Source organism: Streptosporangium amethystogenes subsp. fukuiense (genome assembly GCF_042665875.1).
Lineage (GTDB): Bacteria > Actinomycetota > Actinomycetes > Streptosporangiales > Streptosporangiaceae > Streptosporangium > Streptosporangium fukuiense.
Genome location: NZ_JBHTEE010000001.1, coordinates 6,056,359 through 6,082,628, shown reverse-complemented (window position 1 = coordinate 6,082,628; position 26,270 = coordinate 6,056,359). Strand labels below are relative to the sequence as shown.

Annotated in this window: 25 protein-coding genes and 1 tRNA gene; 21 read left to right on the top strand and 5 right to left on the bottom strand. The window is 68.8% G+C overall.

Annotation, left to right across the window (positions count from 1 at the left end; translation table 11 throughout):
- Positions 1–184: 184 nt before the first annotated feature.
- Both ACFQVD_RS26030 and ACFQVD_RS26025 read left to right on the top strand, forming a co-directional pair.
- Positions 185–451, top strand: a complete 267-nt coding sequence (locus tag ACFQVD_RS26030; RefSeq protein WP_343968485.1) for a GlsB/YeaQ/YmgE family stress response membrane protein — start codon at positions 185–187, stop codon at positions 449–451.
- Positions 452–543: 92 nt separating this feature from the next.
- Positions 544–810, top strand: coding sequence for a GlsB/YeaQ/YmgE family stress response membrane protein (locus ACFQVD_RS26025; protein WP_343968483.1), 267 nt, complete (start codon positions 544–546; stop codon positions 808–810).
- Between the two features lie 11 nt (positions 811–821).
- Here the strand turns inward: ACFQVD_RS26025 and ACFQVD_RS26020 are convergent, their stop codons facing one another.
- A complete protein-coding gene (locus ACFQVD_RS26020; RefSeq protein WP_343968481.1) occupies positions 822–2,033 on the bottom strand; it encodes a fumarylacetoacetate hydrolase family protein in 1,212 nt (403 codons plus the stop codon).
- A gap of 61 nt (positions 2,034–2,094) precedes the next feature.
- Positions 2,095–3,396: a DUF2637 domain-containing protein gene (locus ACFQVD_RS26015; protein ID WP_343968479.1), complete on the bottom strand. Its 1,302-nt coding sequence runs from the start codon at positions 3,394–3,396 to the stop codon at positions 2,095–2,097.
- 193 nt (positions 3,397–3,589) lie between these two features.
- On the opposite strand from ACFQVD_RS26015, the gene cysS reads away from it, so the two are divergent.
- From cysS to ACFQVD_RS25995, 4 genes are all read left to right on the top strand, one after another.
- Complete coding sequence (cysS, locus tag ACFQVD_RS26010; RefSeq protein WP_343968477.1) at positions 3,590–4,987, top strand: cysteine--tRNA ligase; 1,398 nt, start codon at positions 3,590–3,592, stop codon at positions 4,985–4,987.
- Between the two features lie 23 nt (positions 4,988–5,010).
- A complete protein-coding gene (gene rlmB, locus ACFQVD_RS26005) occupies positions 5,011–5,979 on the top strand; it encodes a 23S rRNA (guanosine(2251)-2'-O)-methyltransferase RlmB (protein ID WP_343968475.1) in 969 nt (322 codons plus the stop codon).
- A gap of 72 nt (positions 5,980–6,051) precedes the next feature.
- A tRNA-Thr gene (locus ACFQVD_RS26000) sits at positions 6,052–6,124 on the top strand.
- Positions 6,125–6,263: 139 nt separating this feature from the next.
- A complete protein-coding gene (locus ACFQVD_RS25995; RefSeq protein ID WP_364146857.1) occupies positions 6,264–6,683 on the top strand; it encodes an NUDIX hydrolase in 420 nt (139 codons plus the stop codon).
- Between the two features lie 170 nt (positions 6,684–6,853).
- Here ACFQVD_RS25995 and ACFQVD_RS25990 read toward each other — a convergent pair whose 3' ends face one another.
- The gene (locus ACFQVD_RS25990; RefSeq protein WP_343968473.1) at positions 6,854–7,240 is read right to left on the bottom strand and encodes a hypothetical protein; all 387 of its coding nucleotides are present in this window, start codon (positions 7,238–7,240) and stop codon (positions 6,854–6,856) included.
- A 426-nt stretch (positions 7,241–7,666) separates the two neighbouring features.
- Here ACFQVD_RS25990 and ACFQVD_RS25985 point away from each other — a divergent pair, with 426 nt between their 5' ends.
- From ACFQVD_RS25985 to ACFQVD_RS25935, 11 genes are all read left to right on the top strand, one after another.
- Positions 7,667–8,167, top strand: coding sequence for a hypothetical protein (locus tag ACFQVD_RS25985; RefSeq protein ID WP_343968471.1), 501 nt, complete (start codon positions 7,667–7,669; stop codon positions 8,165–8,167).
- A 759-nt stretch (positions 8,168–8,926) separates the two neighbouring features.
- Positions 8,927–9,850 (top strand): hypothetical protein, encoded by a 924-nt coding sequence (locus tag ACFQVD_RS25980; protein ID WP_343968469.1) that lies wholly within the window; start codon positions 8,927–8,929, stop codon positions 9,848–9,850.
- Positions 9,851–10,055: 205 nt separating this feature from the next.
- Positions 10,056–11,963 carry a glycosyltransferase family 2 protein gene (locus ACFQVD_RS25975; RefSeq protein WP_343968467.1) on the top strand — a complete coding sequence of 636 codons (1,908 nt, stop codon included), beginning with the start codon at positions 10,056–10,058 and terminating at the stop codon, positions 11,961–11,963.
- A 133-nt stretch (positions 11,964–12,096) separates the two neighbouring features.
- Positions 12,097–13,146, top strand: coding sequence for an energy-coupling factor ABC transporter permease (locus tag ACFQVD_RS25970; protein ID WP_343968465.1), 1,050 nt, complete (start codon positions 12,097–12,099; stop codon positions 13,144–13,146).
- 47 nt (positions 13,147–13,193) lie between these two features.
- The gene (gene cbiQ / locus ACFQVD_RS25965) at positions 13,194–13,910 is read left to right on the top strand and encodes a cobalt ECF transporter T component CbiQ (RefSeq protein WP_343968462.1); all 717 of its coding nucleotides are present in this window, start codon (positions 13,194–13,196) and stop codon (positions 13,908–13,910) included.
- Positions 13,907–14,644, top strand: a complete 738-nt coding sequence (locus ACFQVD_RS25960) for an energy-coupling factor ABC transporter ATP-binding protein (RefSeq protein WP_343968460.1) — start codon at positions 13,907–13,909, stop codon at positions 14,642–14,644. The genes cbiQ and ACFQVD_RS25960 overlap by 4 nt, the downstream gene beginning before the upstream one ends.
- Before the next feature lie 103 nt (positions 14,645–14,747).
- On the top strand, positions 14,748–15,086 hold the full coding sequence (locus ACFQVD_RS25955; RefSeq protein ID WP_343968458.1) for an STAS domain-containing protein: 339 nt from the start codon (positions 14,748–14,750) through the stop codon (positions 15,084–15,086).
- Positions 15,087–15,210: 124 nt separating this feature from the next.
- Positions 15,211–15,984 carry an SDR family oxidoreductase gene (locus ACFQVD_RS25950; protein WP_343968456.1) on the top strand — a complete coding sequence of 258 codons (774 nt, stop codon included), beginning with the start codon at positions 15,211–15,213 and terminating at the stop codon, positions 15,982–15,984.
- Positions 15,985–15,993: 9 nt separating this feature from the next.
- A complete protein-coding gene (locus ACFQVD_RS25945) occupies positions 15,994–16,758 on the top strand; it encodes a crotonase/enoyl-CoA hydratase family protein (protein WP_343968453.1) in 765 nt (254 codons plus the stop codon).
- Positions 16,759–16,913: 155 nt separating this feature from the next.
- Positions 16,914–17,570, top strand: a complete 657-nt coding sequence (locus ACFQVD_RS25940; protein WP_343968451.1) for a rhomboid family intramembrane serine protease — start codon at positions 16,914–16,916, stop codon at positions 17,568–17,570.
- Positions 17,571–17,966: 396 nt separating this feature from the next.
- Entirely contained in the window at positions 17,967–18,374 is a 408-nt protein-coding gene (locus ACFQVD_RS25935) for a BlaI/MecI/CopY family transcriptional regulator (protein ID WP_343968449.1), read from the top strand.
- 80 nt (positions 18,375–18,454) lie between these two features.
- Here the strand turns inward: ACFQVD_RS25935 and serC are convergent, their stop codons facing one another.
- Together serC and ACFQVD_RS25925 are read right to left on the bottom strand one after the other, a co-directional pair.
- Positions 18,455–19,564 carry a phosphoserine transaminase gene (serC, locus tag ACFQVD_RS25930; RefSeq protein WP_343968447.1) on the bottom strand — a complete coding sequence of 370 codons (1,110 nt, stop codon included), beginning with the start codon at positions 19,562–19,564 and terminating at the stop codon, positions 18,455–18,457.
- Positions 19,565–19,786: 222 nt separating this feature from the next.
- Entirely contained in the window at positions 19,787–20,893 is a 1,107-nt protein-coding gene (locus tag ACFQVD_RS25925) for a citrate synthase 2 (protein ID WP_343968445.1), read from the bottom strand.
- A gap of 169 nt (positions 20,894–21,062) precedes the next feature.
- On the opposite strand from ACFQVD_RS25925, the gene pdxH reads away from it, so the two are divergent.
- From pdxH to ACFQVD_RS25905, 4 genes are all read left to right on the top strand, one after another.
- Positions 21,063–21,716, top strand: coding sequence for a pyridoxamine 5'-phosphate oxidase (gene pdxH, locus ACFQVD_RS25920; RefSeq protein ID WP_343968443.1), 654 nt, complete (start codon positions 21,063–21,065; stop codon positions 21,714–21,716).
- Positions 21,717–21,771: 55 nt separating this feature from the next.
- A complete protein-coding gene (locus ACFQVD_RS25915) occupies positions 21,772–23,019 on the top strand; it encodes an MFS transporter (RefSeq protein WP_343968440.1) in 1,248 nt (415 codons plus the stop codon).
- Between the two features lie 159 nt (positions 23,020–23,178).
- The gene (locus ACFQVD_RS25910) at positions 23,179–23,883 is read left to right on the top strand and encodes a metal-dependent transcriptional regulator (RefSeq protein ID WP_343968437.1); all 705 of its coding nucleotides are present in this window, start codon (positions 23,179–23,181) and stop codon (positions 23,881–23,883) included.
- A gap of 117 nt (positions 23,884–24,000) precedes the next feature.
- The gene (locus ACFQVD_RS25905; RefSeq protein ID WP_343968435.1) at positions 24,001–26,226 is read left to right on the top strand and encodes an ATP-binding SpoIIE family protein phosphatase; all 2,226 of its coding nucleotides are present in this window, start codon (positions 24,001–24,003) and stop codon (positions 26,224–26,226) included.
- Positions 26,227–26,270 lie beyond the last annotated feature (44 nt).

The following is a 26,270-nucleotide window of genomic DNA, read 5'->3' as shown; positions in this document are numbered from 1 at the left end:
TCGCCGGGCGTCTTCTCATGCGGAACGTCGAAACGTTCCGGCGGGCGGCGCGGAATGCCCGTCGATCCATATCGAGGCGGTGGCCCGTTTCCTGGCGCGGTACGGGCCACCCCTTTTTGGGATGATCTATGAATGCGCTGGGTAACTCCCTGATGACTGTGTCTCGTGACAGGGGGAGCCGGACATGATCGGATCGATTATCTCCGCAATCATCATCGGCGCCATCATCGGCGCGTTGGCACGCCTCATCCTTCCGGGGCGCCAGAACCTGAGCATCGGCCTGACGCTTATCGTCGGCATCGTCGCGGCCCTTATCGGCACCGCCATCGCCGCGTCGGTCGGTCTGACCAACACGCGGGGGATCAATTGGTGGGAGCACCTCATCCAACTCGCGGTCGCCGTGATCGGAGTGCTCCTCGTCGTTCAGATGCAGGCGAGGAAGTCGCACTGACCGAATTTTTGCCGTCCACAGGAATATCCATGACACGGGGGGTAGCCACCTCCCTGTGAGAGTGAAGGTCTCACCCTCACTGGGAGGTTGAAATGACTATTGAGTCCATTCTTGGAGCAATCGTCATCGGCGCTGTCATCGGTGTCATCGGTTGTCTGCTGCTTCCCGGTAGGCAGGCGATCGGATTGATCCTGACCATCGTCGTCGGCATTGTCGCGGCGCTCATCGGCACCGCCATCGCCCAGGTTCTCGGCGTCGCCACCACGGACGGGATCGACTGGATCGAACTCGTCATGCAGGTGGCCCTGGCCGTCGTCGGTGTCGGCCTGGTCGCCGGTCTCAAGCGCTCCAGGGTCTGACGAGCAAGCCTCTAGCGGACAGCGGGGCGGACCACCCCGGTGACCTCGCCGAGGCTCAGCTGGCCCCCCTCCGGGCCGGAGGTGCTCGCGGTGACGCGCACGATGTCGCCGTCCTCCAGGAAGACCCGTTCGGTTCCGTCCGGCATACCGAGCGGGTCTCGGCCGTTCCAGGTCAGTTCGAGCAGCGTGCCGAACTGGCTTCTGGCCGATCCTGACACCGGCCCGGAGGTGAGCAGATCGCCGGTCCGCAGCGGGGCGCCGCTCACACCTGTGTGAGCGAATAGCTGCGGACCGGTCCAATACTGGGTGGCGAACGGCGGTTCCGACAGGAGCCGGCCGTTCAACTCGACCCGCAGGGTGAGGTTCAGGCCCCACTGCCGCCTGGCCAGTAGATAGGGCGGCGGAGGCGGGTCCTGGGCGGGCGGCACCACCCGGGCCGACTCCAGCGCCGTGAGCGGGACCACCCACGGAGAGATCGAGGTGGCGAACCGTCCCAGAAACGGCCCGAGCGGTGTGCTCTCCCAGGCGATGATGTCCTGGGCCCGCCAGCCGTTGACCACCACCACTCCGAAGACGTGGTCCTCGAACGCCTGGGTTCCCAGCGTGTGCGGCGGGGTCGAGGGGACGCCGACCACGTAGCCGATCTCAGCGGAGAGATCCAGCTGAGTGGACGGCCCGAATACCGGGTCGGCTCCTCCCAGGCCCCGGAGCTGACCCGACGGGCGCACGACCGGAGTGCCGGAGACCACCACGCTCGACGCCCTGCCGTACTGCCCGATGGGCATCCGCGGCCAGTTGCGCGGCAGTGGGTCGCCGGGCGGCCGGAACATCCGGCCCAGGTTCGTCTCGTGCTCGATGGACGACTGGAAACGGATCAGGTCCGCCACGTGGAACGGCAGGTGCATCAGCACCTCGACCATCGGGACGAGCGCGGGCATCACCGCCGGGCGGCATGACGGCTCGGTGAGCAGATGGATCAACCGCTCCCTGACCTCCTGCCAGATTCGCGGCCCCGCGGACAGGAACGCGTTGAGGGTGCCGGAGGCGAACCAGTGCGAGCCCTTCAGCACCCCGGTCTCCGCCAGCAGGCCCAGATCCAGTACCTGGTCGCTGATCGCCACGCCGACACGGGGGAACTCGCCGCGGCGCGAGAAGACCCCGAAGGGCAGGTTCCGCACCGGGAAGCCGCTGTCATCGGAGGCCTTCACCCAGCACTTCGTCACGCCGGCTTCGTTCCCCGGATCCGGTCAGGTGGTCATGCGGGCGGGGTCAAGCTTTCGCCCCTCACTCGCCGGGCGGGACGGGTGTGCTGCGCATCCGCCCGGAGGGAGGAGCCGCGCCGCCGTCTTCCCGGCGTGCCTGGGCCTCCTCCCCGGCCTCGGCGGCCTCGGCACCGTGCGCGGGGTCGGGCGAGCCGCCCGCTCTCCTGCCCGTGGCATCCGCCTTCGCCGTCCCGCCGGGCGTGACGTTCGCCGCCCGGCCCTGCACGGCGAGGATCGGCTGGGTGTCGGCGTCGCGCTCGCTCACCTCCTCCGTGTCGCGCCGAGCCGTGCCGGGTGGGTCGGCCTCGGCCGTATCGGCTTCACCGGTCCGGGCCTCCCGCTCCGGGGGGAGGCCGGCGCCGGTGTCCCAGGTCTCCACCCGCTCGCTGACCCTGCCCTCGTCTCCCTGCTCCTCCTCGGTCGTCCGCGGGCCGGGACGGGGCGGGTGGACGAGCAGATCGCCCTGGCGGGGCCGGACCAGGTCACCCCAGCGCATCGGCTTTCCCTGCCGGGGGGCCGCGGCCTTCCGCGGCGGGGGACCCTGCGGGACGTCGGTGACCTCGGGGGTCTCCGGAGCCGCGGTGGGACCGACCACAGGCTCACCCGTCGGGAGGTCGTGGTACGGGACCGTCTCCAGCGGAGGGGCGGCGTGCGGATCGAGCATGATCTCGGCCGCGGGGTGGTGCACCAGTTGTCCGGGGTGGCCGGGCCCCTGCCGGCGCTCCTCGCGGTCCGGCGCGCCCGGGTACTCCGCGGGCGGCCGGCCCGCCTCGGGGAACGGCACGATGTCGTGCTCGGAGGCGATCCGACCGGCCAGGGTCGCGTCGGTCGCGGTACGCCTGGCGGCGGCGTGCCTGATCAGCAGGAGCCAGAGCCAGAGGGCCAGGATCAGCATCACCCAGGGGGCGACGGCGACCACGACGGCCGCCCGTTGCTCGTCCACCGCCATCCGCATGGCGGTGGCCACCTCGGCGGCGGCCGCGCCGGCGAACAGCAGCGTCAGGACCACCCCCGCCTGCAGCCGTACCGGCCACCGGCCGCCCCTCAGCAGCAGCACGCCGATCATCGCGACGACGAGCAGCGCGTCGAAGGCGGCGGGATAGAGATACGCGAGACCGGCGGGCGCCCTGCCCGCCAGGGCGAGGGCGCGCAGGTCCTCGAAGGAGAGCACGCAGGCCGCGGCGGTGAGGGCGGCCACGCCGACTCCGGCGACGGCGATCCCGGTACGGCGCAGGGCGAGGACTGTCCTGCTCGGTTCTGCGGTGGTCAGGGGCGGTGACGGGCGGGAGAGCGAGTCTGCCGCCGCGGGGGATTTGGCGTCCATGGCTCTTCGAGCCTACAGAATCGACACCCGGCATGATCGTCCGTATCGCTTCCGGGTATGTCTTCCACCCGGTGCTCTTTCACGGACCGGCTGGGGGACATTCGCTACTAATGGTCAGAAAATCCTCTAGTGGGTGTCTTCAACGTCCCGCAACCTGGCTTGTGAGGGGAGGTGAGGCATTAGCCTTGCCCTCGTGAGCCTGCAGCTATACGACACCAGCGTACGCACCGTCCGCGAATTCGTCCCGGTCGAACCCGGCCGGGCCTCGATCTACCTGTGTGGTGCCACCGTGCAGGCTCCCCCGCACATCGGGCACATCCGCTCGGGCGTCAACTTCGACGTGCTCCGTCGCTGGATGATCAGGTCGGGCTACGAGGTGACCTTCTGCCGCAACGTCACCGACATCGATGACAAGATCATCAGAGTCGCGGCTGCGGAGAACGTACCGTGGTTCGCCGTCGCCGAGCGTAACCAGAGGGCCTTCACCTGGGCCTACGAGGTGCTGGGCTGCCTGCCTCCGACCGTCGAGCCACGGGCCACCGGCCATGTGCCCGAGATGATCGAGCTGATGGACCGGCTGATCGCCGCCGGCCACGCCTATGCCTCCGGTGGCGACGTCTACTTCGACGTCATGTCCTACGCCGACCGGTACGGGTCGCTCTCCAACCAGAAGCTTCAGAACATGCGGGCCGCGGGTGACACCGAGAGCGACTCCTGCAAGCGCGACCCGCGTGACTTCGCGCTCTGGAAGGGCGAGAAGCCCGGCGAGCCGACCTGGCCGACCCCGTGGGGCCGAGGCCGCCCCGGCTGGCACCTGGAGTGCTCGGCCATGGCGACGAAGTATCTCGGCTCGACCTTCGACATCCACGGTGGTGGCGTCGACCTGATCTTCCCGCACCACGAGAACGAGCTGACCCAGTCCCAGGCGGCCGGCGACGGCTTCGCCCGCTACTGGATGCACAACGGCATGCTCAAGATCGGCGCGGAGAAGATGAGCAAGTCGCTCGGTAACTCCCTGCTGATCCCCGAGGTCACCAAGAAGGTCCGCCCGGTCGAGCTCCGCTACTACCTGGCGGCCCCGCACTACCGTTCCTCGATCGAATACTCCGAGGAGGCGCTCTTCGAGGCCGCCACGGCCTACCAGCGCATCGAGGGCTTCGTCACCCGCGCGGCCGAGGTCATCCATGACGTCGACGCGCACGCGCCGCTCCCGGTGGCCTTCTCCGAGGCTCTCGACGACGACCTGGGCACTCCCCAGGCGCTCGCCGTGGTGCACGAGGTGGTCCGCGAGGGCAACGTCGCGCTGGCCCAGGGCAACAAGGAGCAGGTCGCCAGGCTGCTCGCCGAGACGCAGAACATGCTCGACGTCCTCGGCCTCGACCCGCGCTCGGAGCAGTGGCGCTCCACGGGCGGCGAGACCGGCATGCGGGCGACCGTCGACGCGCTGGTCGCCGTCGCCCTGGAGCAGCGGCAGGCGGCGCGGGCACGCAGGGACTTCGCGGCGGCCGACGGCATCCGTGACCAGCTTTCCCGCGCCGGGATCCATGTCGAGGACACCCCCCAGGGCCCTCGCTGGGAACTCTCGCGGTAAAACCAGGCCGTACGCTATAGACCATGGCTGGTGGGGGTAAAGGGTCCGGGCGACCCGCGAAGAAGAAGAGTCCGACCAAGGGCACCGGCGGCAACGTCCGCCGAGGCCTGGAGGGCAGGGGGGCCACCCCGCCGGCGCACATGCGGCACTGGCACAAGGACAAGGCACGCGCCGAGCGGATCGAGCGCGAGGAGAAGACCGGCAGGTCCGCCTCCCCGCGCACCTCGGCTCGTCCGAGACGGAGCGACGACGCGCCCGAGCACATCGGCGGGCGCAACCCCGTGGTCGAGGCGCTGCGGGCCGGAGTCCCGGCCAGCACGCTCTACGTGGCCCTGCGCATCGACAACGACGACCGCGTCAAGGAGGCGGTCCGCATCGCCGCCGACCGTGGCATCGCGATGCTGGAGGTCGGGCGGGAGAAGCTGGACCGACTCACCGAGGGGGGGATCCACCAGGGCATCGCCCTGCAGATCCCGGCGTACGACTACGCCCACCCCGACGATCTCGTCCGCATCGCCCAGGACGCCGCGGAGGTGCCGCTGATCGTCGCCCTCGACGGTGTCACCGACCCTCGCAACCTGGGGGCCATCGCCCGCTCGGCCACCGCCTTCGGCGCCCACGGCCTGGTCGTCCCCTCCCGCCGTTCGGCCGGGGTCACCGGCGGTGCCTGGAAGACCTCGGCGGGCACGCTGGCCACCCTGACGGTCGCCCGCGCCGCCAACCTCACCGCCACCCTGCGGGAGTACCGTGAGGCGGGCCTGTTCGTGATCGGCCTGGACGGCGAGGGCAAGGTCGACATCGGCGAGGCCAACCTCCTCGACGGCCCGCTGGTCGTCGTCGTGGGCTCGGAGGGCAAGGGCCTGTCCCGCCTGGTCCGCGAATCCTGCGACCTGGTCGTCCGCATCCCGATGCAGGCCGCGGCCGAGTCCCTCAACGCGGGCGTCGCCGCCGGTATCGCCCTTTACGAGGTCGCCCGCAAGCGTCGTTCCTAACGGTTCGCACTCGTCGCGGCATACCTCGGTGACGTGTGAGGCGCGAGCCGACTACAATCGTCTGGCGACCATGCCGACGTAGCTCAATCGGCAGAGCGACAGTCTTGTAAACTGTAGGTCAGGGGTTCGATTCCCCTCGTCGGCTCGCAGCGAAGGGCCAGGTCACCGGTATCCGGTGACCTGGCCCTTTGGTCTTTCGTGCACACGTGTACCGCAGTCCGCGAACAGCGATCGGCGGCCTTGGAGGACATCCGGTGGATCACCACACGGGGCACTTCGTCAGTGTGGCAGGCGTGATCATCGATGGTCAGGGCCGCGCGCTCCTCACCCAGCGTCGAGACAACGAGCACTGGGAAGCGCCCGGCGGAGTCCTGGAACGCGACGAGGACATCACCACCGGCCTCCTCCGAGAGATCCATGAGGAGACCGGCCTGCACGTCGAGCCCGTCACCCTGACCGGCGTCTACAAGAACATGACACGCGGCATCGTCGCCCTGGTCTTCCGCTGCAAGGTCATTGGCGGCCAGCTCACCGAGACCGACGAAACCCGCGCTTTCCGCTGGGTCACCACGGACGAGGTCTCATCACTCGCATCCGAGGCATTCGCCATCCGCGTCCTCGACGCCATGCACCCCGACCAACCGCCGGCCATCCGCCACCACGACGGCATTCATCTACTCGGGTCATCAAAGCTTCACGGGTGACTTGCCGAATTGTTCGGGTTATCAAGGCGGTGGCGCGGCGCGCCGCCTCGCGGCCCTACGCTCGCTCGGCGGCCGGGCGTGCGGCCTGGAGGTCGGTCCCGGCCGCTGGCAGCTCGGGCCGCGAGGCCAGATAGGACAGCAGTTCATGGCGTAGGCCATCGGGCAACGTCTCAACCGTGATGCTCAGACCACTCGGCCACCGTCTGCATCGACGCCAACAGCCTTTGGGCGATCTGTGTCTTTGTCGCACGGTCCAGGTTCTCTGGAAGCGCGTAGAAAGAGGCCGGCAGGACGTCCAGCAGCGAGAAAACCTGCTGACCCTCTCGCAGAGCGAGCAACAGCATGCAGCGCCAATGCGGTGAGTGCTCCGGCCGGTGGTTCAAGCTGTGAACCAGGGCCGGCCACAAGTAGTGAGTGGCCTCTGGATCGGCATACTCGGCCAACCACCCGCCTCCGTGTTGGCGGCTAAGCCCGCACACCGTCGCCTCTTCGTCCAGGTGAATGAGCTGGGTTGTGTTGACAGCCTTAACGGTGCGCGGGATCTCCGAGGGTGCCATGGCGTAAGTATCCATAGGCCAGGTCCAAAGGGGATGCCTCCGGCGGGGGCGCTTCGGCTCCGGGATGATTGCCAGGAGCAAGAACCGGGTTCGTAAGTGGTTGGGGGCCGGATTTTCCCGTCGCCGTCGTCCCTGGGCAAGCCGAGCAGACCGGGGCCAGGGCGCTCCCCGGAGGGTGGGACGACGGCGACGGGAAGATTCGGCGGGGGAGGTGTGTGCGTCCGCACGGGGTTCTCAGGCCGTGCCCGTTGCGTGCCCGTCAGGAGGGTCACCAAGGGGGAGTCACGGGGACTCGCAGGTAAGGCGAGACCGCCTCTGACCTGGAACGCAGCAGGTCAGAGGGGCGCTTACCGAGATCTTCCAACCTGGCTGCCGGGGGATACGGTGACGACACTTCACCGAGGCAGCTGTGACACGATGCTTCCTGTGCATGGCTGGCCGTACGATGCAGGACAGTTGATTCCGTCTCCGCGGTTGGTCGCTGCCTGGTATGAACTGGAAATCTTGCCTACCGATTGTGTCCCCATGTGGGCCGCTCATTGGCTCGTCCAGGACATGGATGGTGAGACGTTGCGCATTCTCGCGGGGCTTGACGGACGTGATCCGCACGAGGTGCGCGATGTGCTGGTCGAGGCTCTCGCGGATACGGACACCGCGATACCTTCCAGGTCCGACGCTGTGAAAACTGTTTATGCCGACATGGCGCGGTTGTGCCTCGCAGGCGACGGTGGTGACCATTGGCTGGTCTCGGTGATCGAACGACTCATGATCACTTGGAATTATCCCGATGAGATGCTCACACCACCACTTGGCGCTCTATACGGGCTGGATGACGAATGGGGAGCGGGCTGGGGACGCACTGAACCGCAGTTGATCGCCGTCGTCCGAGCCGCTTGCGCCGAGCAGATAGCCCTCGTCGAACCTTGACCAGGAGGGCCCCTAGTTGCAATCCAACGTCGTTCACTCCCGTTCCAGATGGACCACCAAGCCGCGTTGACTCAGGTTGAACTGATCGGAACGGGCAAGATCAGAGCTGCTAATGCGGTTTGGGTTGAGCGTCATGCCGTGCCCGTTGCGTGCCCGTTGCGTGCCCGTCAGGAGGGTGAACAAGGGGAAATCACGGAGACTCACGGACACAGCGAGACCACCCTTGACCTGGAACGCGGCAGATCAGAGGGTTGCGTGCTGAGATCTTGTGAACTGTAGGTCAGGAGTTCGATTCTCCTCGTCGGCTCGCAGGTGAAAGGCCAGGTCGACCGATCTCCGGTGACCTGGCCTTTCACGGCTCAGGCGAAATTCGTGGTCTTCCTGCCCTCGCGTGCCCGAATGGCCGCCTGCTCGCGCCTTCTCGAACGCCCGTCCTGGAGCCTGGGTGATGGCCTTGTCGCAAAAAGAACACGCGTGACGCATGCGCCTGGGGGTTCTGGCCTGGTGGATGAGCGGGGCGTCCGGGCGGCGACACGTCCTGCCGGAAACTTGCGCCTTCTGTGTCGACGCTACTACTGTAAGTAAAAAAGATCTTGAATGTCTCCGTGTGCCGGCTGGAGTCGGGCCGGCGCCTATGGGGCCGGAGCGTGCCTGCCGGTGGAGCTTTCGGGCAGGCTGTGACCGTCGAGGCTGACTGGGGGTTGCGCGGTGGCTGGGCGGCTTCGGCAGGTGATCATTGCGCTTCTGGCGGCAGGAGGCGTGACAGCGGCGGTTGGGTCGGGGGCTTTCGGGGCACCGGACGCGGTCCCGGAGTCGGACTTCTCGCTGACGGTGAGTCCGCCACGACTGGTCGTCGCCCCGGAGGAGATCGACGAGCCTCAGTCGTTCCAGGTGGCCAACAGGGGACGGGCGCCCGTCGACGTGGTCGTCGACAGGGTGGGCTTCGCCATGGACGAGTCCGGGAAGGTGCTCTTCGAGCGTGACGCACCCCGCTCGGCCGCCGACTGGCTCAAGGTCAGGCCGGCGAGCTTCCGTCTCGCCCCCGGTGCGGAGCGGGGCGTCACCGTACTGATCGACCCCCCGCCGGAGCCCGAGCACGGCGAGCACCAGGTGGCCCTGCTCTTCGTGGCCCCGGCAGAGGCCGGTGGGGGCAACATCAAGCTGAACCGGGCGATCGGAACACCGATCTACATCACGGTTCCGGGGCCGATCGACACGTCCGTGCGCGTTGGTGACCTGCGCACCTCCGGGGCCTTCTCGACGGGCGGCCCCGTCGACTTCACCGCCACCGTCGACAATCTCGGGACCGTTCACCGCGACTTCCTCGGCCCCCGCGCGCTGAAGGTGGAGGTTAACGGGTACGAGGTGCCGTTTCCCGACTTCACCCTGCTCAGGGGAGACAGCAGGGACGTCGCCGTCAGATGGGCGGATCCGCCGTTCATGTGCCTCTGCCGCGCGACGGTGTCGGTCTCCGGGAGCGGCGGGACATCCCGGCGAAGCGCGACCTTCGTCATCCTCCCCCTGCGCCTCTTCGGGGCGCTGATCGTGGTGGCGCTCGCGCTGTACGTCATCGCCTGGCTGCCGCGCCGCCGTCGGGTTCAGGCGCTCGGGGCGGACCGGGCCCCGGGCGGGCGTGCCGACCGTGATCGAGACGACCTCGACCGGACCGGGAGCGAGGTTTGAGGGTGCGGTGCGTCTCCGGTGTCACGGGCCGGTCGGGCGGCGGGTTTCCTGTCGATGGTGGGCGAACCAATGGTTTCTCTCCGAATTCAGCCTTCGCCGGGAGTAGGTCGGGGAGGCAACCCTGTGGATTTGCTCCGCACGGGCGGCCCTTCATCACATACTGAGACGCTAGATAAGCGGAAAGTAACCGACGAGGGGCGCGGCGGTGGCGGTAACGACTCTTCAGCGAGTCCGCACGGGGCGGGACGGCTGCGATATCACCAGGGAGGAGGCGATCCGGTCCGACGTCGACGTCACCGTGATCGTCCCCCTGCACAACTGTCGGCCCTATCTCGACAGGTGCCTGACCTCGCTGCTGATCCAGCGGGTCGCCCTGGAGGTGGTGGTCGTCGACGACGGTTCCACCGACGGCGGTGCCGCGCTGCTCGACCTGTACGCCTCCTGTCACCGCGGGGTGATCCGCGTCGTCCGGCAGGAGGCGTCCGGCGGCGCGGGGCGCCCGCGCAACGTCGGCCTCTCCCACGCGCGCGGCAGGTACGTCTTCTTCTGCGACGCGGACGACTACCTCGGCCCCCAGGCGCTGGAGCGGATGCTCGCGATGGCCGACCGCAACGGCTCGGACATCGTGCTCGGGAAGATCGTCGGTCATGACCGCAAGGTGCCGATCTCGATGTTCAGGGAGAACGCCGAGCGGGTGCCGCTCGGTGACAGCGCGGTCTACAACAGCCTGAGCTGCTTCAAGCTGTTCCGCAGGGAGATGCTGGAGCGGCACGCCATCCGCTTCGACGAGACGCTTCTGGTCGGCGAGGACGTCGTCTTCACCACCCACGCCTACTGCCACGCGAACGTGATCTCGGTGGTCGCCGACTACGACTGCTACCACCTGGTCGCCCGGCCCGACGGCACCAGCATCATGCAGCGGCAGGGGAGCCGCGACCCGGTGTCCTGGCTGCGGATGATCAGGCGGCCGATCGAGTTGATGCTCGCTCACGTACGGCCGGGAGACCTTCGCGACCACCTCCTGCGGCGGCACTTCCGGATGGACGCCTTCGGCAACCTCGGCAGGCCCTTCCTGGACGCGGGGGAGGTCGAGCGCAAGGAGATCGCCGCCGAGGTGGCCGACATGTGCGAGCGGTGGCTGACCGACGGGGTCCGCGACCGGCTCCCCGCGATCGACCGGAGCAGGATCGCCGCGCTGGAGGACATCGACCGCCTGGTGCGGCTGGCGCACATCGAGTCGGCCTCGGTCCGCAGGGAGCTCACCGCGCTCCGCTGGGAGCGGGAGGGAAGGCTGGCGATCTCCGGCAAGGTGGCACTGAGCACGCTGGAGCGGTACGACCGCCCGGAGATCGTCGGCGGCGACCTCGCCCTGGTGCTGCGACGCCGGCACGCGGGCACCGGCCCCTGCGACGAGGTCGTGGTCCCGGCGACGGGCGACTGCGCGGAGTTCACCGGGGTCGTCGACGTCACCGCCCTGTCCTCCGGCATCTGGGACGTTCACGTGGCCGTCGCCTTCGAGGGTGTTCCCCGGCTCGCACGTCTGGGCTTCGACCGGGACGGACTGACCGCGCTTCCGGTGCCGCCCGCGCCGCGAGTGGTCGGCGACGTCGTCGCCCTGCCGTACTTCACCCGCCCCTACGGCAACCTCAGTCTTGACATCGGCGGCCACGTGGTCGCGGTGCCGGGCAGCGCGAGGCTGGTGCGCGCCCGCTGGGCGGCGGGACACCGGCTGGTGCTGCACGGTGAGGTCACCGTGGGCACCGCCGTTCCGGCGGCGGACGCGGTGCGTTACCTGGTCTGGCGGGAGCGTGAGTCGAGCCGGGAGCGGCGTGAGCCGGTCACGGTCGGAGAGGACGGCACGTTCACGGCCTGGCAGGCGATGGGCCGGCTGGGGCCCGGTACCTGGGACGCCTACCTGGAGATGGACCTGGGCGGGCCTCCCGCGCGCTTCAGGATCGAGGCGGTGCCCGAGATGATCGAGCAGCCGCGTACCTGGTGGCGCGGCGCGACCCGGTGGAGCGTCAGGCCCTACGCCACGGCGGGCAAGGGGCGGCTCAGTACCGTGGTCCGTACCCTCGGTCCCCGGACCTTCGTCAGACGCATCGTGTGTTGACGGCACCCGGGACCGCCGCGAGCCCGGTGGCATGCGGAAGTCACCAGACCTTCGTCGGGCGTTAATGCCAGTATCTTGCAACTACAAGCCCATGGCCTAAAGTGGAGTCAAATCCGCACTTCGGAGGCTTGTCGTGCACGTACCCGATGGCTTTTTCAACGCGGCGGTGTCGTTGTCGGCGGGGGTGGTCGCGGCTGCGGGCGTGGCCGTCTGCCTGCGCGGTGCCCGCCGTGAACTCGACGACCGCACCGCCCCCATGGCGGGCCTGGTCGCCGCCTTCGTGTTCGCCGTCCAGATGCTCAACTTCCCGGTCGCCGCGGGCACGAGCGGCCACCTCCTTGGCGGTGCGCTCGCCGCGATACTCGTCGGCCCGTACACGGCGGTGTTGTGCGTGGCGGTGGTCCTCCTGGTACAGGGGTTCTTCTTCGCCGACGGCGGCTTGACCGCGCTGGGCGTCAACATCACGCTGATGGGCGTCGTCGCCGTACTGGTCGGATGGGGCGTCTTCCGCCTGATCACCCGGAGCGTGCGGGGCCGGGGAGCCGTGGTGGCGGCCTCGTTCGTCGCGGCGCTGGTCTCGGTGCCCGCCACGGCGCTGGCTTTCACCCTGCTGTTCTGGATCGGCGGCACCGCGCCCATCGAGATCGGCACGGTCGCCGCGGCCATGGGCGGCGTGCACCTGCTCATCGGCATCGGGGAGGGCCTGATCACCGCGGTCACCGTCAGCACCGTCCTGGCGATCCGGCCCGACCTGGTGTACGGCGCCAGGGAACTCGCCGCGCCGCTGGTCCTGCGCGGCGCGAGCGGTGACGTGACCGTCACCTCGGAGTCTCCGGCGCCCTCGGCGCCGGTCGCCGCGCGCCGTCCCGGCTGGTTCCTGCCCGCCGGTATCGCGGTGGCGGCGCTGTTGGCGGGCGTGGTCAGCTTCTACGCCTCCTCCTCGCCCGACGGTCTGGAGCGCGTCGCCGAGGACAAGGGTTTCAGCGGGCAGGCGACCGACCACTCGCTGGATGAGCAGCCGCTCGCCGACTACGGGGACGTGGGCGGCATCCCGGTGGGGGTGGCCGGTCTGATCGGCGTCGGGGTGACCCTCGCCGTCGGCGGCGGGCTGTTCTTCACGGTGCGCCGCCGTGACGAGGGCTCCGGGCGCGGCGAGGACAGCGACAGGAAGGTCTCCGTCTAGTGGGGGCGGGGCACCACCATCGGCTTCACCGGCCGGGCGACACGCTCGTGCACCGGCTGCCCCCCCAGTGCAAGCTGGTGGCGGTGGCCGGGTTCGCCCTGGTGGTGGTCGCGACCCCGCGCGAGTGGTTCTGGGCCTTCGGCCTGTACGCCGTGCTCCTGGCCGCCGTCGCGGCGGCCGCACGCGTCCCGGCGGGATTCCTGCTGCGGCGGATGGTGGTCGAGGTGCCGTTCGTGCTGTTCGCGCTGGCCATTCCGTTCATCGGGTTCGGCGAGCGGGTGACGTTCATGGGACTCTCGCTCAGCGTCGCCGGTCTGTGGGCCGCCTGGAACATCCTGGCCAAGGCGACCCTGGGCGTGGTCGCGAGCGTGCTGCTCGCGGCCACCACCGAGCCGCGGCTGATACTGCTGGGCGCCCAGCGTCTGAGGCTGCCGCCGATGCTGGTGCAGATCGCCATGTTCATGCTCCGCTACCTGGACGTGATCCTGGGGGAGATGCGCCGGATGCGGGTGGCACGGGAGTCACGCGGGTTCGTGGCCAGGGACGTGCGGCACATCCCGGTGATCGCCAGATCGGCGGGGGCGCTGTTCATCCGCTCCTACGAGCGGGGTGAGCGGGTGCACCTGGCCATGCTCAGCCGGGGCTACACCGGCTCGATGCCGGTCATCCAGGACCTGTCCGTCGCGTCGCGGCAGTGGCTCGTCGCCGGTATGTTGCCAGGTGCGGCGCTTGCCGTGCTGCTCGGGAGCTGGGGGATCGCATGACCGCGCCGCCTTCGTTGGAGGTGAGCCGTCTGGCGTACGCGTACCCGGACGGTACGCAGGCGCTGTTCGGCGTGGACTTCCGCGTGGAGCGCGGTGAGCGGGTCGCGCTGCTCGGGCCGAACGGTGCGGGCAAGACCACGCTGGTGATGCACCTCAACGGCATCCTGACCGCCGGCCACGGCACGGTGGCCGTGGCGGGGCTGCCGGTCGGGAAGGGATCGCTCAAGGAGATCCGCAGGCGGGTCGGGCTGGTCTTCCAGGACCCCGACGACCAGCTCTTCATGCCGAGCGTCCGCGAGGACGTGGCCTTCGGCCCGGCCAATCTGGGCATCACGGGCGAGGAGCTGGAGCACCGGGTCAAGGACGCGCTGGAGCGCGTGGGCATGCTGGAGACGATCGACCGGCCACCGCACCACCTGTCCTTCGGCCAGCGCCGCCGGGTCGCGGTGGCGACGGTGCTGGCCATGGAGCCGGAGATCCTGGTGCTCGACGAGCCGTCGTCCAACCTGGACCCGGCCTCCAGGCGAGAGCTCGCCGAGATCCTCAGGGGCCTCGACGTGACGGTCCTGATGGTCACCCACGACCTGCCCTACGCGCTGGAGCTGTGCGAGCGCTCGCTCATTCTCTCCGGGGGCGTCATCGCCGCGGACGGGCCGACCCGTAGGATCCTCGCCGATGCCGACCTGCTCGCCGCCCATCGGCTCGAACTGCCCTACGGTTTCGCGGCCTCGTGACTCCGGAGCCCCCAGGCTGCGATTCCCTGTGAAGAATCGCGCACGACCTCGTGTGCTGCGGCGGCGAAGTAAAGTGGGTCTGCCCTGGGCGCGAGGAGGACTGATGAAGCTACGGCTGGCTCGCCGCGCGGTCGGCGACGCCGTGGTGGTGGCTGTCGAGGGCGAACTCGACCTGTTCACCGCTCCCTTCCTGCGAGACGAGGTCCGTGACGCGATCAAGCTGGACGGTTCGCGACTGGTTCTCGACCTCACCGACCTGTCCTTCATGGACTCCAGCGGGTTGTCGGTGCTGATCGAGGCGTGGCGGCTGGCCACGAGCGGTGGCGGCGGGGTCTGCCTGGCCGCCCCCCAGGCGCCGGTGGCCCGGATCCTCCGTACGACGGGGCTCGACCGGCGGATCAAGGTCTATCCCGACGTGAGCACCGCCGTCGGAGAGATCTAGGCTCCATCCGGCGTGCCGTGCCGTGGCGGGGTGCCGTCCGACCGGCCGGGGCGAGCACCGGCATCGGAGAGATTTAACCCACCCCGAGTAGAACTTCATTCGGTCCGCGGGTTAAAGTCCGCTCATGGACTTGAACGGAGCAGCAGCAATCATCTCGGGCGGTGCCAGCGGCCTCGGCGAGGCCACGGCCCGCGACCTCGCCGCGCACGGTGCCACCGTCGTCATCGCCGACCTCAACGAGGAGCGCGGCAAGCCCCTTGCCGACGAGCTCGGCGGCGTCTTCGTCAAGACCGACGTGTCGGACGAGGCGCAGGTGCAGGCGGCCGTGGACGCGGCCGTGGCGACCGGCAAGCCGCTGCGTGTCGTGGTGAACAGCGCGGGCATCGGCTGGGCCAGCCGGACCGTGGGTCGCGACGGCTCGCCCCATGACCTGGCCTCCTACCGCAAGGTCATCGAGGTCAACCTGATCGGCACCTTCAACCTCATGCGCATCGGTGCCGCGGCGATCGCGAAGACGGAGCCGGTCGACGCGGACGGCCAGCGCGGAGTGGTGATCAACACCGCCTCGGTGGCGGCGTTGGAGGGGCAGACCGGCCAGGTCGCCTACTCGGCGTCCAAGGGTGGCATCGTCGGCATGACCCTCCCGGCCGCGCGCGACCTCGGCGCCATCGGCGTGCGTGTCAACACCATCTGCCCGGGCATCATCGACACCCCGATCTACGGCTTCTCGCCCAACGCCGATGAGTTCAAGGCCAAGCTCGTGGCCCCGGTGGTCTTCCCCAAGCGCATGGGACTGGCCTCGGAGTTCGCGCACCTGGTCCGCTCGCTGATCGAGAACGACTACATGAACGCCGAGACGATCCGTTTCGACGGCGGCATCCGCTTCCAGCCCAAGTAGGAGTCATCGGTGTCTGACGAGGTTCTGGTCGAAGTGAACGACGGCGTAGCCGTCATCACGATCAACCGGCCCAAGGCCAGGAACGCCATCAACGGCACGGTCGCCAGGGGCGTCGCCGCCGCGCTGGACGAGTTGGAGGAGCGCAAGGACGTTGCCGCCTACGTCCTTACCGGCGCCGGTGGCACGTTCTGCTCGGGTATGGACCTGAAAGGTTTCCTGAGCGGAGACTTCCCGGTCGTGGAGGGCAGGGGATTCGGCGGGGTGGCCGAGACGCCGCCGAAGAAGCCGCTCATCGCCGCCGTCGAGGGTTACGCCCTGGCCGGAGGCTGCGAGCTGGCGCTGGCCTGCGACATCATCATCGCCTCCGAGGAGGCCAAGTTCGGGCTGCCCGAACCCAAGCGGGGTCTGGTCGCGGGGGCGGGGGGCGTGATGCGGCTGCCGCGCCGCATTCCGTACCACATCGCCATGGAGATCGCCTTGACCGGCGACCACTTCCCGGCCTCCCGGTTGTACGAGGTCGGCCTGGTCAACCACATCACCCCGGTTGGGGAGGCGCTGGCCAAGGCCGTCGAGCTCGCCAGGAGGATCGCGGCCAACGCCCCGATGGCGCTCGCCGCGACCAAGCGTGTGATCGTCGAGTCCGCGGACTGGAGCCTCGACGAGATGTTCAAGAAGCAGGGCGAGATCATCAACCCGGTGTTCGGTTCCAAGGACGCCATGGAGGGCGCGGCGGCCTTCGCCGAGAAGCGCGCCCCCCAGTGGAAGGGTGAGTAGGCCCCTTTCGGATTCCGGAGGGGATTCGCGGGCCGGGTGTGATCGATGGATCACACCCGGCGCGTTCATGGCCGGGAGTGCGTACGGTAAAGGTGTGGGCAGGTGCGGCGGGGGCACTTGACATCCACGACGCCGCTCCAAGGCCAGGAGAGTGAATGAACGACTACGCGACCGGGATGACCCCCACCGGCCGATCCTCCGGCGACCTCCTGAAGCGAAGGGCGGGAAACCTGGCGGCGGGTGCGCTGGGCGCCGCGATCATCAACGTCCTCCTGGTCGGCGTCATGTGGGTGGTCGAGATCGTCGACTACGTGCTGCCCGGTGAGGGGGCGCTCGACGTCTACGGAATCCAGTCCTGGGTCCCGGAGAGTCTGGGCGGCATCCTCCTCGCCCCCTTCCTGCACGGCGGCTTCGGCCACCTGATGGCCAACTCGTTGCCCCTGCTGATTCTCGGCTTCCTCGCCGCGCTGCGGGGGATCGGCCGCTTCCTGGCCGCCAGTCTGATCATCGTCCTGGTCAGCGGCCTGGGCATCTGGTTCGTCAACGAGCCGAGGGTCCTCACGGTCGGTGCCAGCGGCCTGGTCTTCGGTTACTTCGGCTTCGTCGTCGCCCGGGGCCTGTTCGACCGCCGCGCCCTCGACATCGTGATCGGCATCGGCGTGGCGATCACCTATTACTCGATCATCTGGGGGGTGCTCCCCGGAGAGCAGGGCATCTCCTGGCAGGGGCACCTGTTCGGCCTGATCGGTGGCGTCATCGCGGCCTGGGTGCTGCGCCGCAAGCGCCGGCGGGATGTCTCTCCCGCCTACTGAGTCTCCGAACTCCCTCGCCCCGGTCGCCGTCCCTTCTGCCCGTCGAGGTCCCGCCGTACGTCATTCTTCGCGCCGTGGGTTTGTGAGCATCCGGCTGGCTCTTGGAGTTTCGTCCAGGGATAGGCGCTGTGCGGGGCTGTAAGGGCCACGTAGGGCCTTTGTAGCGCTACGGGAATATTCGGGGGTCGGATGAGTGGTGTGCGCGCTCCAGGGGCGAATAGCGGCGATCTGGAGCGCGGCCGGTTAAGAGGGTCGACATTCATCAGCTATGGCCGCATCGATGGATTTAAGTAACAATATGACCAAATTTCATGTGTGACCCTGCCTGGCTGCGTGCCCGTACATGTTCTCCAGGGCCATCCGCTGCCGGGCGCGACCCTCGAAAGGTGGCCGCGGGTGAACCTGGGATCCCTGGAACGCGCGATCATGGACGTGCTGTGGGGCTGCAAGCAACCACTGCTGGTCCGCCAGGTGCAGGACATGCTGAACCAGGACGCGGAACGGAGCCTGGCCTACACCACGGTGCAGACCGTCGCCGAGCGTCTCGTCAGAAAGGGCCTGCTGGAGAGGGCACCCGTGCGCAACGCCTTCCGCTACACCGCCAGCCGCTCCCGGGACGAGCACGTGGCGGGGTTGATGCTCGCGGCCCTGGCGGGCAGCCCGGACCGGGCCCCCGTGCTCTCGCGGTTCGCGGAGGGAGTGGATCCGGACGACGCCCTGCGCCTGCTACACGAACTGGCCCGGCGCGCGGGGGAGCAGGCGTTCACTCCGGGCACGGGCGGGCCTTCGAGCGCCCTGCCCTAGCCGCGCGGGGACGGAGGTCTCACCGGACGAATCCCGGCGGTGCCCGCCGCCATCGGGCTCGGCACCGCCGGGGAGCGGGACTACAGGCGCTCGACCACGTAGTCGACGCAGGTGGTCAGGGCCTCGATGTCGTCGGGGTCGATGGCCGGGAACATCGCGACGCGCAACTGGTTACGACCGAGCTTGCGGTAGGGCTCGGTGTCGACGATGCCGTTGGCGCGCAGGACCTTGGCGATCGCGGAGGCGTCGATCTCATCGGAGAAGTCGATCGTGCCGACCACGTTGGAGCGGAACTCCGGACCCGCGAACGGGGTGGTGTAGGAGGTCTTCTCCGCCCAGGTGTAGAGGCGCCGGGCCGACTCGGCGGTGCGAGCGGTCGTCCAGGCCAGGCCGCCGTTGCCGTTCATCCACTCGATCTGCTCGGCGAGCAGGAAGAGCGTGGCGACCGCAGGGGTGTTGTACGTCTGGTCCTTGGAGGAGTTGTCGATGGCCACCGGCAGGCTGAAGAAGTCGGGGACGTAGCGCCCGCTCGACGCGATCTCGTCGACCCTGGCCAGCGCGGCCGGGGACATCAGGGCGATCCAGAGGCCGCCGTCGGAGGCGAAGCTCTTCTGCGGGGCGAAGTAGTAGACGTCGAACTCGCTCGCCTCGACCGGCAGGCCGCCGGCGCCGGAGGTGGCGTCGACGAGCACGAGCGAGCCCTCCTCGCCCACCCGCCTGATCGGCATCGCGACGCCGGTCGAGGTCTCGTTGTGGGTGAGCGCGTAGACGTCGACGCCCTCCTCCAGCCTGGCCTCGGGGTGGCTGCCGACCTCCGACTTGATCACGGTCGGGTCGCCCAGCCACGGGGCCTTGGCCGCCACGGAGGCGAACTTGGAGGAGAACTCGCCGAAGTTCAGGTGCTGTGACCTGTCGCGGATCAGCCCGAAAGCGGCGATGTCCCAGAACGCGGTGGTGCCGCCGTTGCCCAGGACGACCTCGTACCCCTCCGGGAGGGAGAACAGCTCGGACAGTCCCGCGCGGACGCGCCCGACGAGCGACTTCACCGGCTTCTGACGGTGAGAGGTGCCCAGGAGGCTGGAACCGGAGGCGGCGAGAGCAGAGAGCTGCTCGGGGCGCACCTTCGAGGGCCCGCAGCCGAAACGGCCGTCGGCGGGCTTGATGTCAGAGGGAATCACGATGTCAGCCACATGACCAGCCTACTGAGCCCGCGGATCGATCCAGGACGAGGTCCGGATTCTGAGACGAGACGTGGGATGGTTTTGGGCCGGGCGAGGTGATCGCGGGGACGGGAAACCGGGTGGCGGCCGGTGGGAGAGCAGGGCGCGAGGGGCTTCGAAGAGCCGGGAACGGCAACGGCTGTCGCGTGAGACGTCCACGCGACAGCCGTACAGGACGGGAGTTCGGCAGGGTCAGAAGGAGCCGACGGCCTCGGCGGCGCCGGGGACGTCGTGGACCGAGCGCTGAGGGGGACCTACGTAGTCGGCGCTGGGGCGGACAAGCCTGCCCGTGCGCTTCTGCTCCAGGATGTGCGCGGCCCAGCCCGCGGTGCGGGCGCAGGTGAACATGGAGGTGAACATGGATGACGGAACCTGGGCGAAGTCCAGGATGACCGCCGCCCAGTACTCGACGTTGGTGGCGAGCACCCGGTCGGGCTTGCGGGCGTGCAACTCCTCCAGCGCGGCCTTCTCCAGCGCCGCGGCGACCTCGTAACGCGGTGCGTCGAGTTCCTTGGCGGTGCGGCGGAGCACCCGTGCCCGGGGGTCCTCGGCACGGTAGACGCGATGACCGAAGCCCATGAGACGCTGGCCCTTGTCGAGCTCCGACTGCACGTACTTCTTGGCGTCGCCGACCTGCTCGACACCCTCGATCATGTGCAGCACGCGCGCGGGCGCACCGCCGTGGAGCGGGCCGGACATGGCGCCGACCGCACCGCTCAGCGCCGCGGCGACATCGGCTCCGGTGGAGGCGATGACCCGGGCGGTGAAGGTGGAGGCGTTCATGCCGTGCTCGGCGGCGGACGTCCAGTAGGCGTCGATGGCCTTGACGTGCCTGGGGTCGGGGTCGCCCTGCCAGCGGATCATGAACCGCTCGACGATGCTCTGGCCCTTGTCGACCTCGCTCTGGGGGACCATCGGCTTCCCGAGGCCGCGCGAGGACTGGGCGACGAAGCTCAGGGCCGTGACGCTGGCCTGCGCCAGGTTGGCGCGGGCCTCCTTGTCGTCGATGTCGAGCAGCGGCTTGAAACCGTACGCGGGGGCCAGCATGGCCAGTGCGCTCTGCACGTCGACGCGGATGTCACCGGAGTGGACAGGAATGGGGTAGGGCTCGGCCGGGGACAGACCCGGCTGGAACTCGTTGTCGACGAGCAGGCCCCACACGTTCCCGAAGGAGACGCGACCGACCAGCTCTTCGATGTCAACGCCCCGATAGCGGAGGGCGCCCCCTTCTTTGTCCGGTTCCGCGATCTCAGTCTCGAAAGCTACTACGCCTTCGAGCCCGGGTTTGAAGTCGGACATTTTCGGCCGCCTCCCTTTCTTGAAGTCAAAGCCTTGATGTCGAGATACCGGCGGGTCATATTCAACCCCCTGGGCCGGGGCAGCCTGCCGCCGGACCCTCCAAAGCGGGATCGCCGCAGGTGGGGGGCGCTGAGCGGACTTCCGGCTCGGCACGGGAGAATACCTTCCCGTGGATGCCGCATCGCGACCGCCCTCGATGGCGGGACTTCGTCGCACGTACCAGGGGCTGCCTCTCCTCGAGGAGGACCTCGCACCCGACCCCGTGTCGCAGTTCGCCGCCTGGTTCGGTGACGCCGTGGACGCCGGGCTTCCCGAGCCGAACGCGACGGTGCTGGCGACCGCCTCGGCGGGTGGCCGGCCGACGGCCAGGACCGTACTTCTCAAGGGTTACGACGAGAACGGGTTCGTCTTCTACACCAACTACGAGTCGCGCAAGGGGCGTGACATGGCGGAGAACCCGAGGGCCGCCCTGCTGTTCCCCTGGCACTCCATCCGCCGCCAGGTACGGGTGGAGGGGGCGGTGGTACGGCTGTCGCGCGAGGAGTCGGCCGCCTACTTCAGGTCCCGGCCCTACGGGTCGCAGATCGGCGCCTGGGCGTCGCGGCAGTCCGCGGTCGTGCGCTCCAGGGACGAGTTGGACGCCCGCTACGAGGAGCTGTCGGAGCGTTGGCCGGAGGATCCGCCGATCCCGGACTTCTGGGGTGGACTGCGCGTGGTGCCGGCCGAGGTGGAGTTCTGGCAGGGCCGCACAGACCGTATGCATGACCGCCTCCGTTACCGGCGTTCCGGCACCGGTTGGATCATCGAACGCCTGGCTCCATGACACCCTGCCCCTCTTTGCTGATATATCCACATATGTCCGGTAGAGAGGGAGTGGTGTGGGGTTCGGAAATTTCGTCCGCAGGCACGCGGCCGACACACGCCCGCTCGTCATCCCCGCCTACCGGCGACTCTGGGCCGGTCAGGGTGTGTCGTTCATCGGCTTCCAGCTCACCTCGGTGGCCGTCAGCGCCCAGATCTACGACATCACGGAGTCGTCCTTCTGGGTCGGCATGCTCGGCCCCGCCAACCTGATCCCCCTGGTCGTCTTCGGGCTCTGGGGCGGTGCGATCGCCGATGCCGTCGACCGGCGCAGGCTCCTCATCATCGGCGCGCTGATCGCCTGGTCGGGGACGCTCGCCCTCCTGGTCCAGGCGGTCCTCGGGTCGACGAGCGTCGGGCTGTTGCTGGCCACCGTGGCCCTGCACGCCACAGGTTTCGCCATCACGGGCCCGACCAGGGGGGCCATCATCCCCAGGCTGGTCCCGGCCGACCTGATCCCGGCGGCCAACACCCTCAACTTCCTGGTGAGCGGCCTCGGCACCGTCATCGGGCCGTTGATCGGCGGGGTCGTGCTCGCCCAGAGCGGTTTCGCCGCCGCCTACCTGATCGACGCGCTGCTGTTCGGCGCGGGCTTCTACGCCGCGGTGAGACTGCCGAGACTCGAACCGGTCGGCGAGGTGACGCGCCCAGGACTGCGGTCGGTCGTGGACGGCCTGCGTTACGTCTGCGGGCACCCGGTGGTGCTGATGTCGTTCGTCGTCGATCTCATCGCCATGGCGTTCGCACTGCCCAGGGCGCTGTTCCCGGAGGTCGTGGCCGAGAGGTTCGGCGGGTCGCTGGTCGCCTTCGGCTGGCTGTCGGCCAGCATCGCCATCGGCTCGGTGCTCGGCGGGGTGCTGTCGGGCTGGGTGGGACGGGTCCGGCGTCAGGGAATGGCGCTGACGTACGTGATCGCCGCCTGGGGGCTCACCGTCGCCGCGGCCGGACTCGCGGACCAGTTGTGGCTGATGGTCGCGCTGCTCGCGTTCGGCGGGGCCGCCGACCTGGTCTCCGCGGTGTGGCGGCAGACGATCCTGCAGACCCACGCGCCAGACGACATGCGCGGGAGGATGCAGGGTGTCTTCATGGTGGTGGTCGCGGGAGGCCCCAGACTGGGAGACCTCCGGGCCGGGGCCACCGCCTCGTGGTTCGGGGCCACCGGGGCCTGGGTGGGCGGTGGGATCGCCTGCGCGGTGGCCGTGGTCGCGGTGGGGCTGGCCATCCCGGCCTTCAGAAAATATCAACCGGTGGCGAGTAGTGTTTGAGCAGCTAGGGAAGGATTCGGCGGCCCCCGGTGTTGCTGTCCTTTGCCATCACGAGCCGTTCTCCCAATAGGGTCGTGTCTTCGAACTTCCAAGGTCCCGCGCCGCCCTCCCGGGAACACCGCGCGATGGACGTAGCATCGAGAGAGGACGGGAGGAACCTTGACCGCACACGGCTTGATCGACACCACGGAGATGTACCTTCGTACGATCTTCGAGCTGGAGGAGGAGGGCATCGTCCCCCTCCGCGCGCGCATCGCGGAGCGGCTCCAGCAGAGTGGTCCCACAGTCAGCCAGACGGTCGCCAGGATGGAGCGCGACGGTCTGGTTCGCGTCGAGGGCGACCGGCACCTGACCATGACAGAGCTGGGGCGCACTCTCGCGACCCGCGTCATGCGCAAGCACCGTCTCGCCGAGTGCCTGCTCACTCAGGTCATCGGCCTGCCCTGGGAGGACGTGCACATCGAGGCGTGCCGCTGGGAGCACGTCATGTCCGAATCGGTGGAGGCGAGGCTGGTCAGCCTGCTCAACAACCCCACCGAGGACCCGCACGGCAATCCGATCCCCGGCCTGGAGGAACTCGGCGTCTCGGGCCTTCCCGACGGGCGGTCGGAGTCGCTGCCGTCGATGGCCGCGATGGCCGGACCCAGAGATATACCCGTTGTCGTGCGGCGAATTAGTGAACAAGTGCAAAGCGATCCGGCTGTGATGCTTAAACTCAAGCAAGTTGGGATACAACCCGGACGCGAGGTAACGCTCGCGGTGAGCGACGACGGTGTGCGGGTGACAGGTGACGACGAGGCGGACAACTTTCTTGCGGATCTCCCGCGAGAGATTGCCGCGCACGTTTTCGTCTCCACACGCTGACCGAGGCCCCTTAGCTCGGTTGGATCCCGTTCGGGAGTCCCTCCGCTCCCAGGCCGAGACTGCAGGAGCAACCGTGGTTCGCTTTGCACACACCCGCCCACGAGGGGCGGTCACCGGATGAAGCGGTGGGGGGATGTTTCCCAAGATGCCGCTGATCACCTTACGGCTGGTTCCGTCCTAGATCATGCTGAGATGGCGGTGGTGGTCACCGACAGGTTCAGCAACCTGCTCTACTGGAACCCTTTCGCGGAAAGGCTTTTCGGGCGCCCGGGCACGTCGGGGCCGCGTGATCAGTCCCTCTCCCTGGGCATCATGGAGAAGGACCACCCGCTGGCCGTCGAGCTCTCCAAGCACGTCCTCAAGGGCGGTGTCTGGGAGGGCACGTTCGACGTCAGGCGCGGCGACGGGACGATCATCTACGTACGGGCCCAGGCCGTGCCGCTGCGCCATCCCTCGGGGGCGGTGACGGGCATCGTCATCACCGCCCGTGAGGCGATGCGCAGCAACGAGCGGGAGAAGGACCGCTTCGGCCTGCTGGAGCGGATCGGCGAGCGTCTCGCCGGATCGCTCTACGTCGAGGAGACGCTCAAGCGCGTCGCCGAGATGCTCGTCCCGCAGTTCGCCGACCACTGCTTCATCGAACTGATGGAGGAGGGGCGGCTGACCCGCAGGGTCTCCACACACGTCCAGGGGTGGAGCCCGCCGCCCAACACCTGGGCACCGATCGGGGCGGAGATCCGCTATCCGGCGGGACACTACGCCGACATCGCGCTGCGCCGCCAGGAGACGATCCTGGTCGAGGACTTCTCCCAGACCAACTACCCCAGCCCCGGCGAGGCCAACACCCGCCTGGCCGCCGAGATCGGCATGACCTCGGCCATCGTGGCGCCGCTCTGCGTGCGAGGCGAGACCCTCGGGCTGATGTACCTGGGACTGTCCAACCTGACCGACCGGCGTAGCCCGCACTACGACGCCTTCGACCGTGACTTCGTGGGGGCGATCGCCACCAGGGTCGCCCTCGCCGTCGACAACGCGTTGCTGTTCGAGGAGGAACGGCACACGGCGGAGTCCTTCCAGAAGCACCTTCTTCCCCGCGCGCTGCCGCAGCTCGACGGGCTGGAGATCGCGGTCCGCTACTTTCCCGCCGCCCCCCTGGCCAGCCACGGACAGGGCATCCAGACCCAGGTCGGCGGCGACTGGTACGACGTCATCCCGCTCTCGGCGGGCCGGGTCGGCATCGTCATCGGCGACGTCGAGGGCCGGGGCGCCAAGGCCGCGGCGGTCATGGGACAGCTGCGGGCGGCGCTGCGAGCCTTCGCCCAGGACGACAAACCACCGGCGGAGATCCTCGCCAGGCTCGACGAGTGGACGCGCATCATCGCCACCCCCGAGCAGGACGAGAGCGGCGCCGACATCAGCGTCCCGCCCATCGTCACCTGCCAGTATCTGGTGTACGACGCCTGGTCGCGGCAGCTGTCGTTCGCCAACGCCGGCCACGCCCCCCCGCTGCTGCTCATCGGCGACACCTGTACCGAACTCGACATCCGCGAGGTCGGCCAGCCGCTGGGAGTCCGGGCCAAGGGCATGCACGCGGACCTGGTCTACAAGGAGGAGACGCGGACACTGCCCCCCGGGGCCGCGCTGCTCCTCTACACCGACGGGCTCGTCGACCGTCGGCCCATCCGTGACACGGGCGGCAGGCCGCCCAACGTCGAGGAGACGCTGGGGCAGCTCTGCGAGAGGCTCATCGAGATCAGCGACACCTCCGTCGAGCGCATCGCCGACGCCGCCACCGTCGCGGTGCCCGGCGAGATCGACGATGACATGGCCATTCTCGTGCTCAGGTCCGCCTCCGAGGACCTGGCCGTCGAGGAGCGCACCTTCCCGGCCCAGCCGATCATGGTCGGTGAGGCGCGCCGGATGGCCTCGGAGGCGTTCGTCGGCTGGAACGTCCCCGAGGAGCGCGCCGAGCTCGCCTGCCTGCTGGTCTCCGAGGTCGTCACCAACGTCGTGCTGCACGCCGCCAGCGCCAGCGTCCCGCGCAGGGAGCTGACAATGGACGGTCCTCCGCTGTCGTTCGACGAGTCCTGGGACATTCCCGGCTTCGAAGACGAGATCATCAACGAGAAGGAGTTCACCCTCCGGCTGCGCCGGGGCGGAGAGTCCGTCTGGGTCGAGGTCTTCGACCAGGACCTCCGGCTGCCGCGCATCCGCAGCGCGGGGGAGAACGACGAGGGCGGGCGGGGTCTCTATCTCGTCGACCAGCTCGCCAAGCGCTGGGGCTCCCGCCCCACCAAGGAAGGAAAGGCCGTCTGGTTCGAGATCCCCACCAGGTCGCGCTGAACGATACATGGCAGAGCTGGAACAACTATCCGATCGGTGGTTGA

Coding starts and splice junctions, on each gene's coding strand:
- ACFQVD_RS26030 (WP_343968485.1), top strand. CDS start 185: ATGATCGGATCGATTATCTCCGCAATCATCATCGGCGCCATCATCGGC.
- ACFQVD_RS26025 (WP_343968483.1), top strand. CDS start 544: ATGACTATTGAGTCCATTCTTGGAGCAATCGTCATCGGCGCTGTCATC.
- ACFQVD_RS26015 (WP_343968479.1), bottom strand. CDS start 3,396: ATGGACGCCAAATCCCCCGCGGCGGCAGACTCGCTCTCCCGCCCGTCA.
- rlmB (WP_343968475.1), top strand. CDS start 5,011: ATGGCTGGTGGGGGTAAAGGGTCCGGGCGACCCGCGAAGAAGAAGAGT.
- ACFQVD_RS25990 (WP_343968473.1), bottom strand. CDS start 7,240: ATGGCACCCTCGGAGATCCCGCGCACCGTTAAGGCTGTCAACACAACC.
- ACFQVD_RS25960 (WP_343968460.1), top strand. CDS start 13,907: ATGACCGCGCCGCCTTCGTTGGAGGTGAGCCGTCTGGCGTACGCGTAC.
- ACFQVD_RS25955 (WP_343968458.1), top strand. CDS start 14,748: ATGAAGCTACGGCTGGCTCGCCGCGCGGTCGGCGACGCCGTGGTGGTG.
- ACFQVD_RS25950 (WP_343968456.1), top strand. CDS start 15,211: ATGGACTTGAACGGAGCAGCAGCAATCATCTCGGGCGGTGCCAGCGGC.
- ACFQVD_RS25940 (WP_343968451.1), top strand. CDS start 16,914: ATGAACGACTACGCGACCGGGATGACCCCCACCGGCCGATCCTCCGGC.
- ACFQVD_RS25925 (WP_343968445.1), bottom strand. CDS start 20,893: ATGTCCGACTTCAAACCCGGGCTCGAAGGCGTAGTAGCTTTCGAGACT.
- ACFQVD_RS25905 (WP_343968435.1), top strand. CDS start 24,001: ATGAAGCGGTGGGGGGATGTTTCCCAAGATGCCGCTGATCACCTTACG.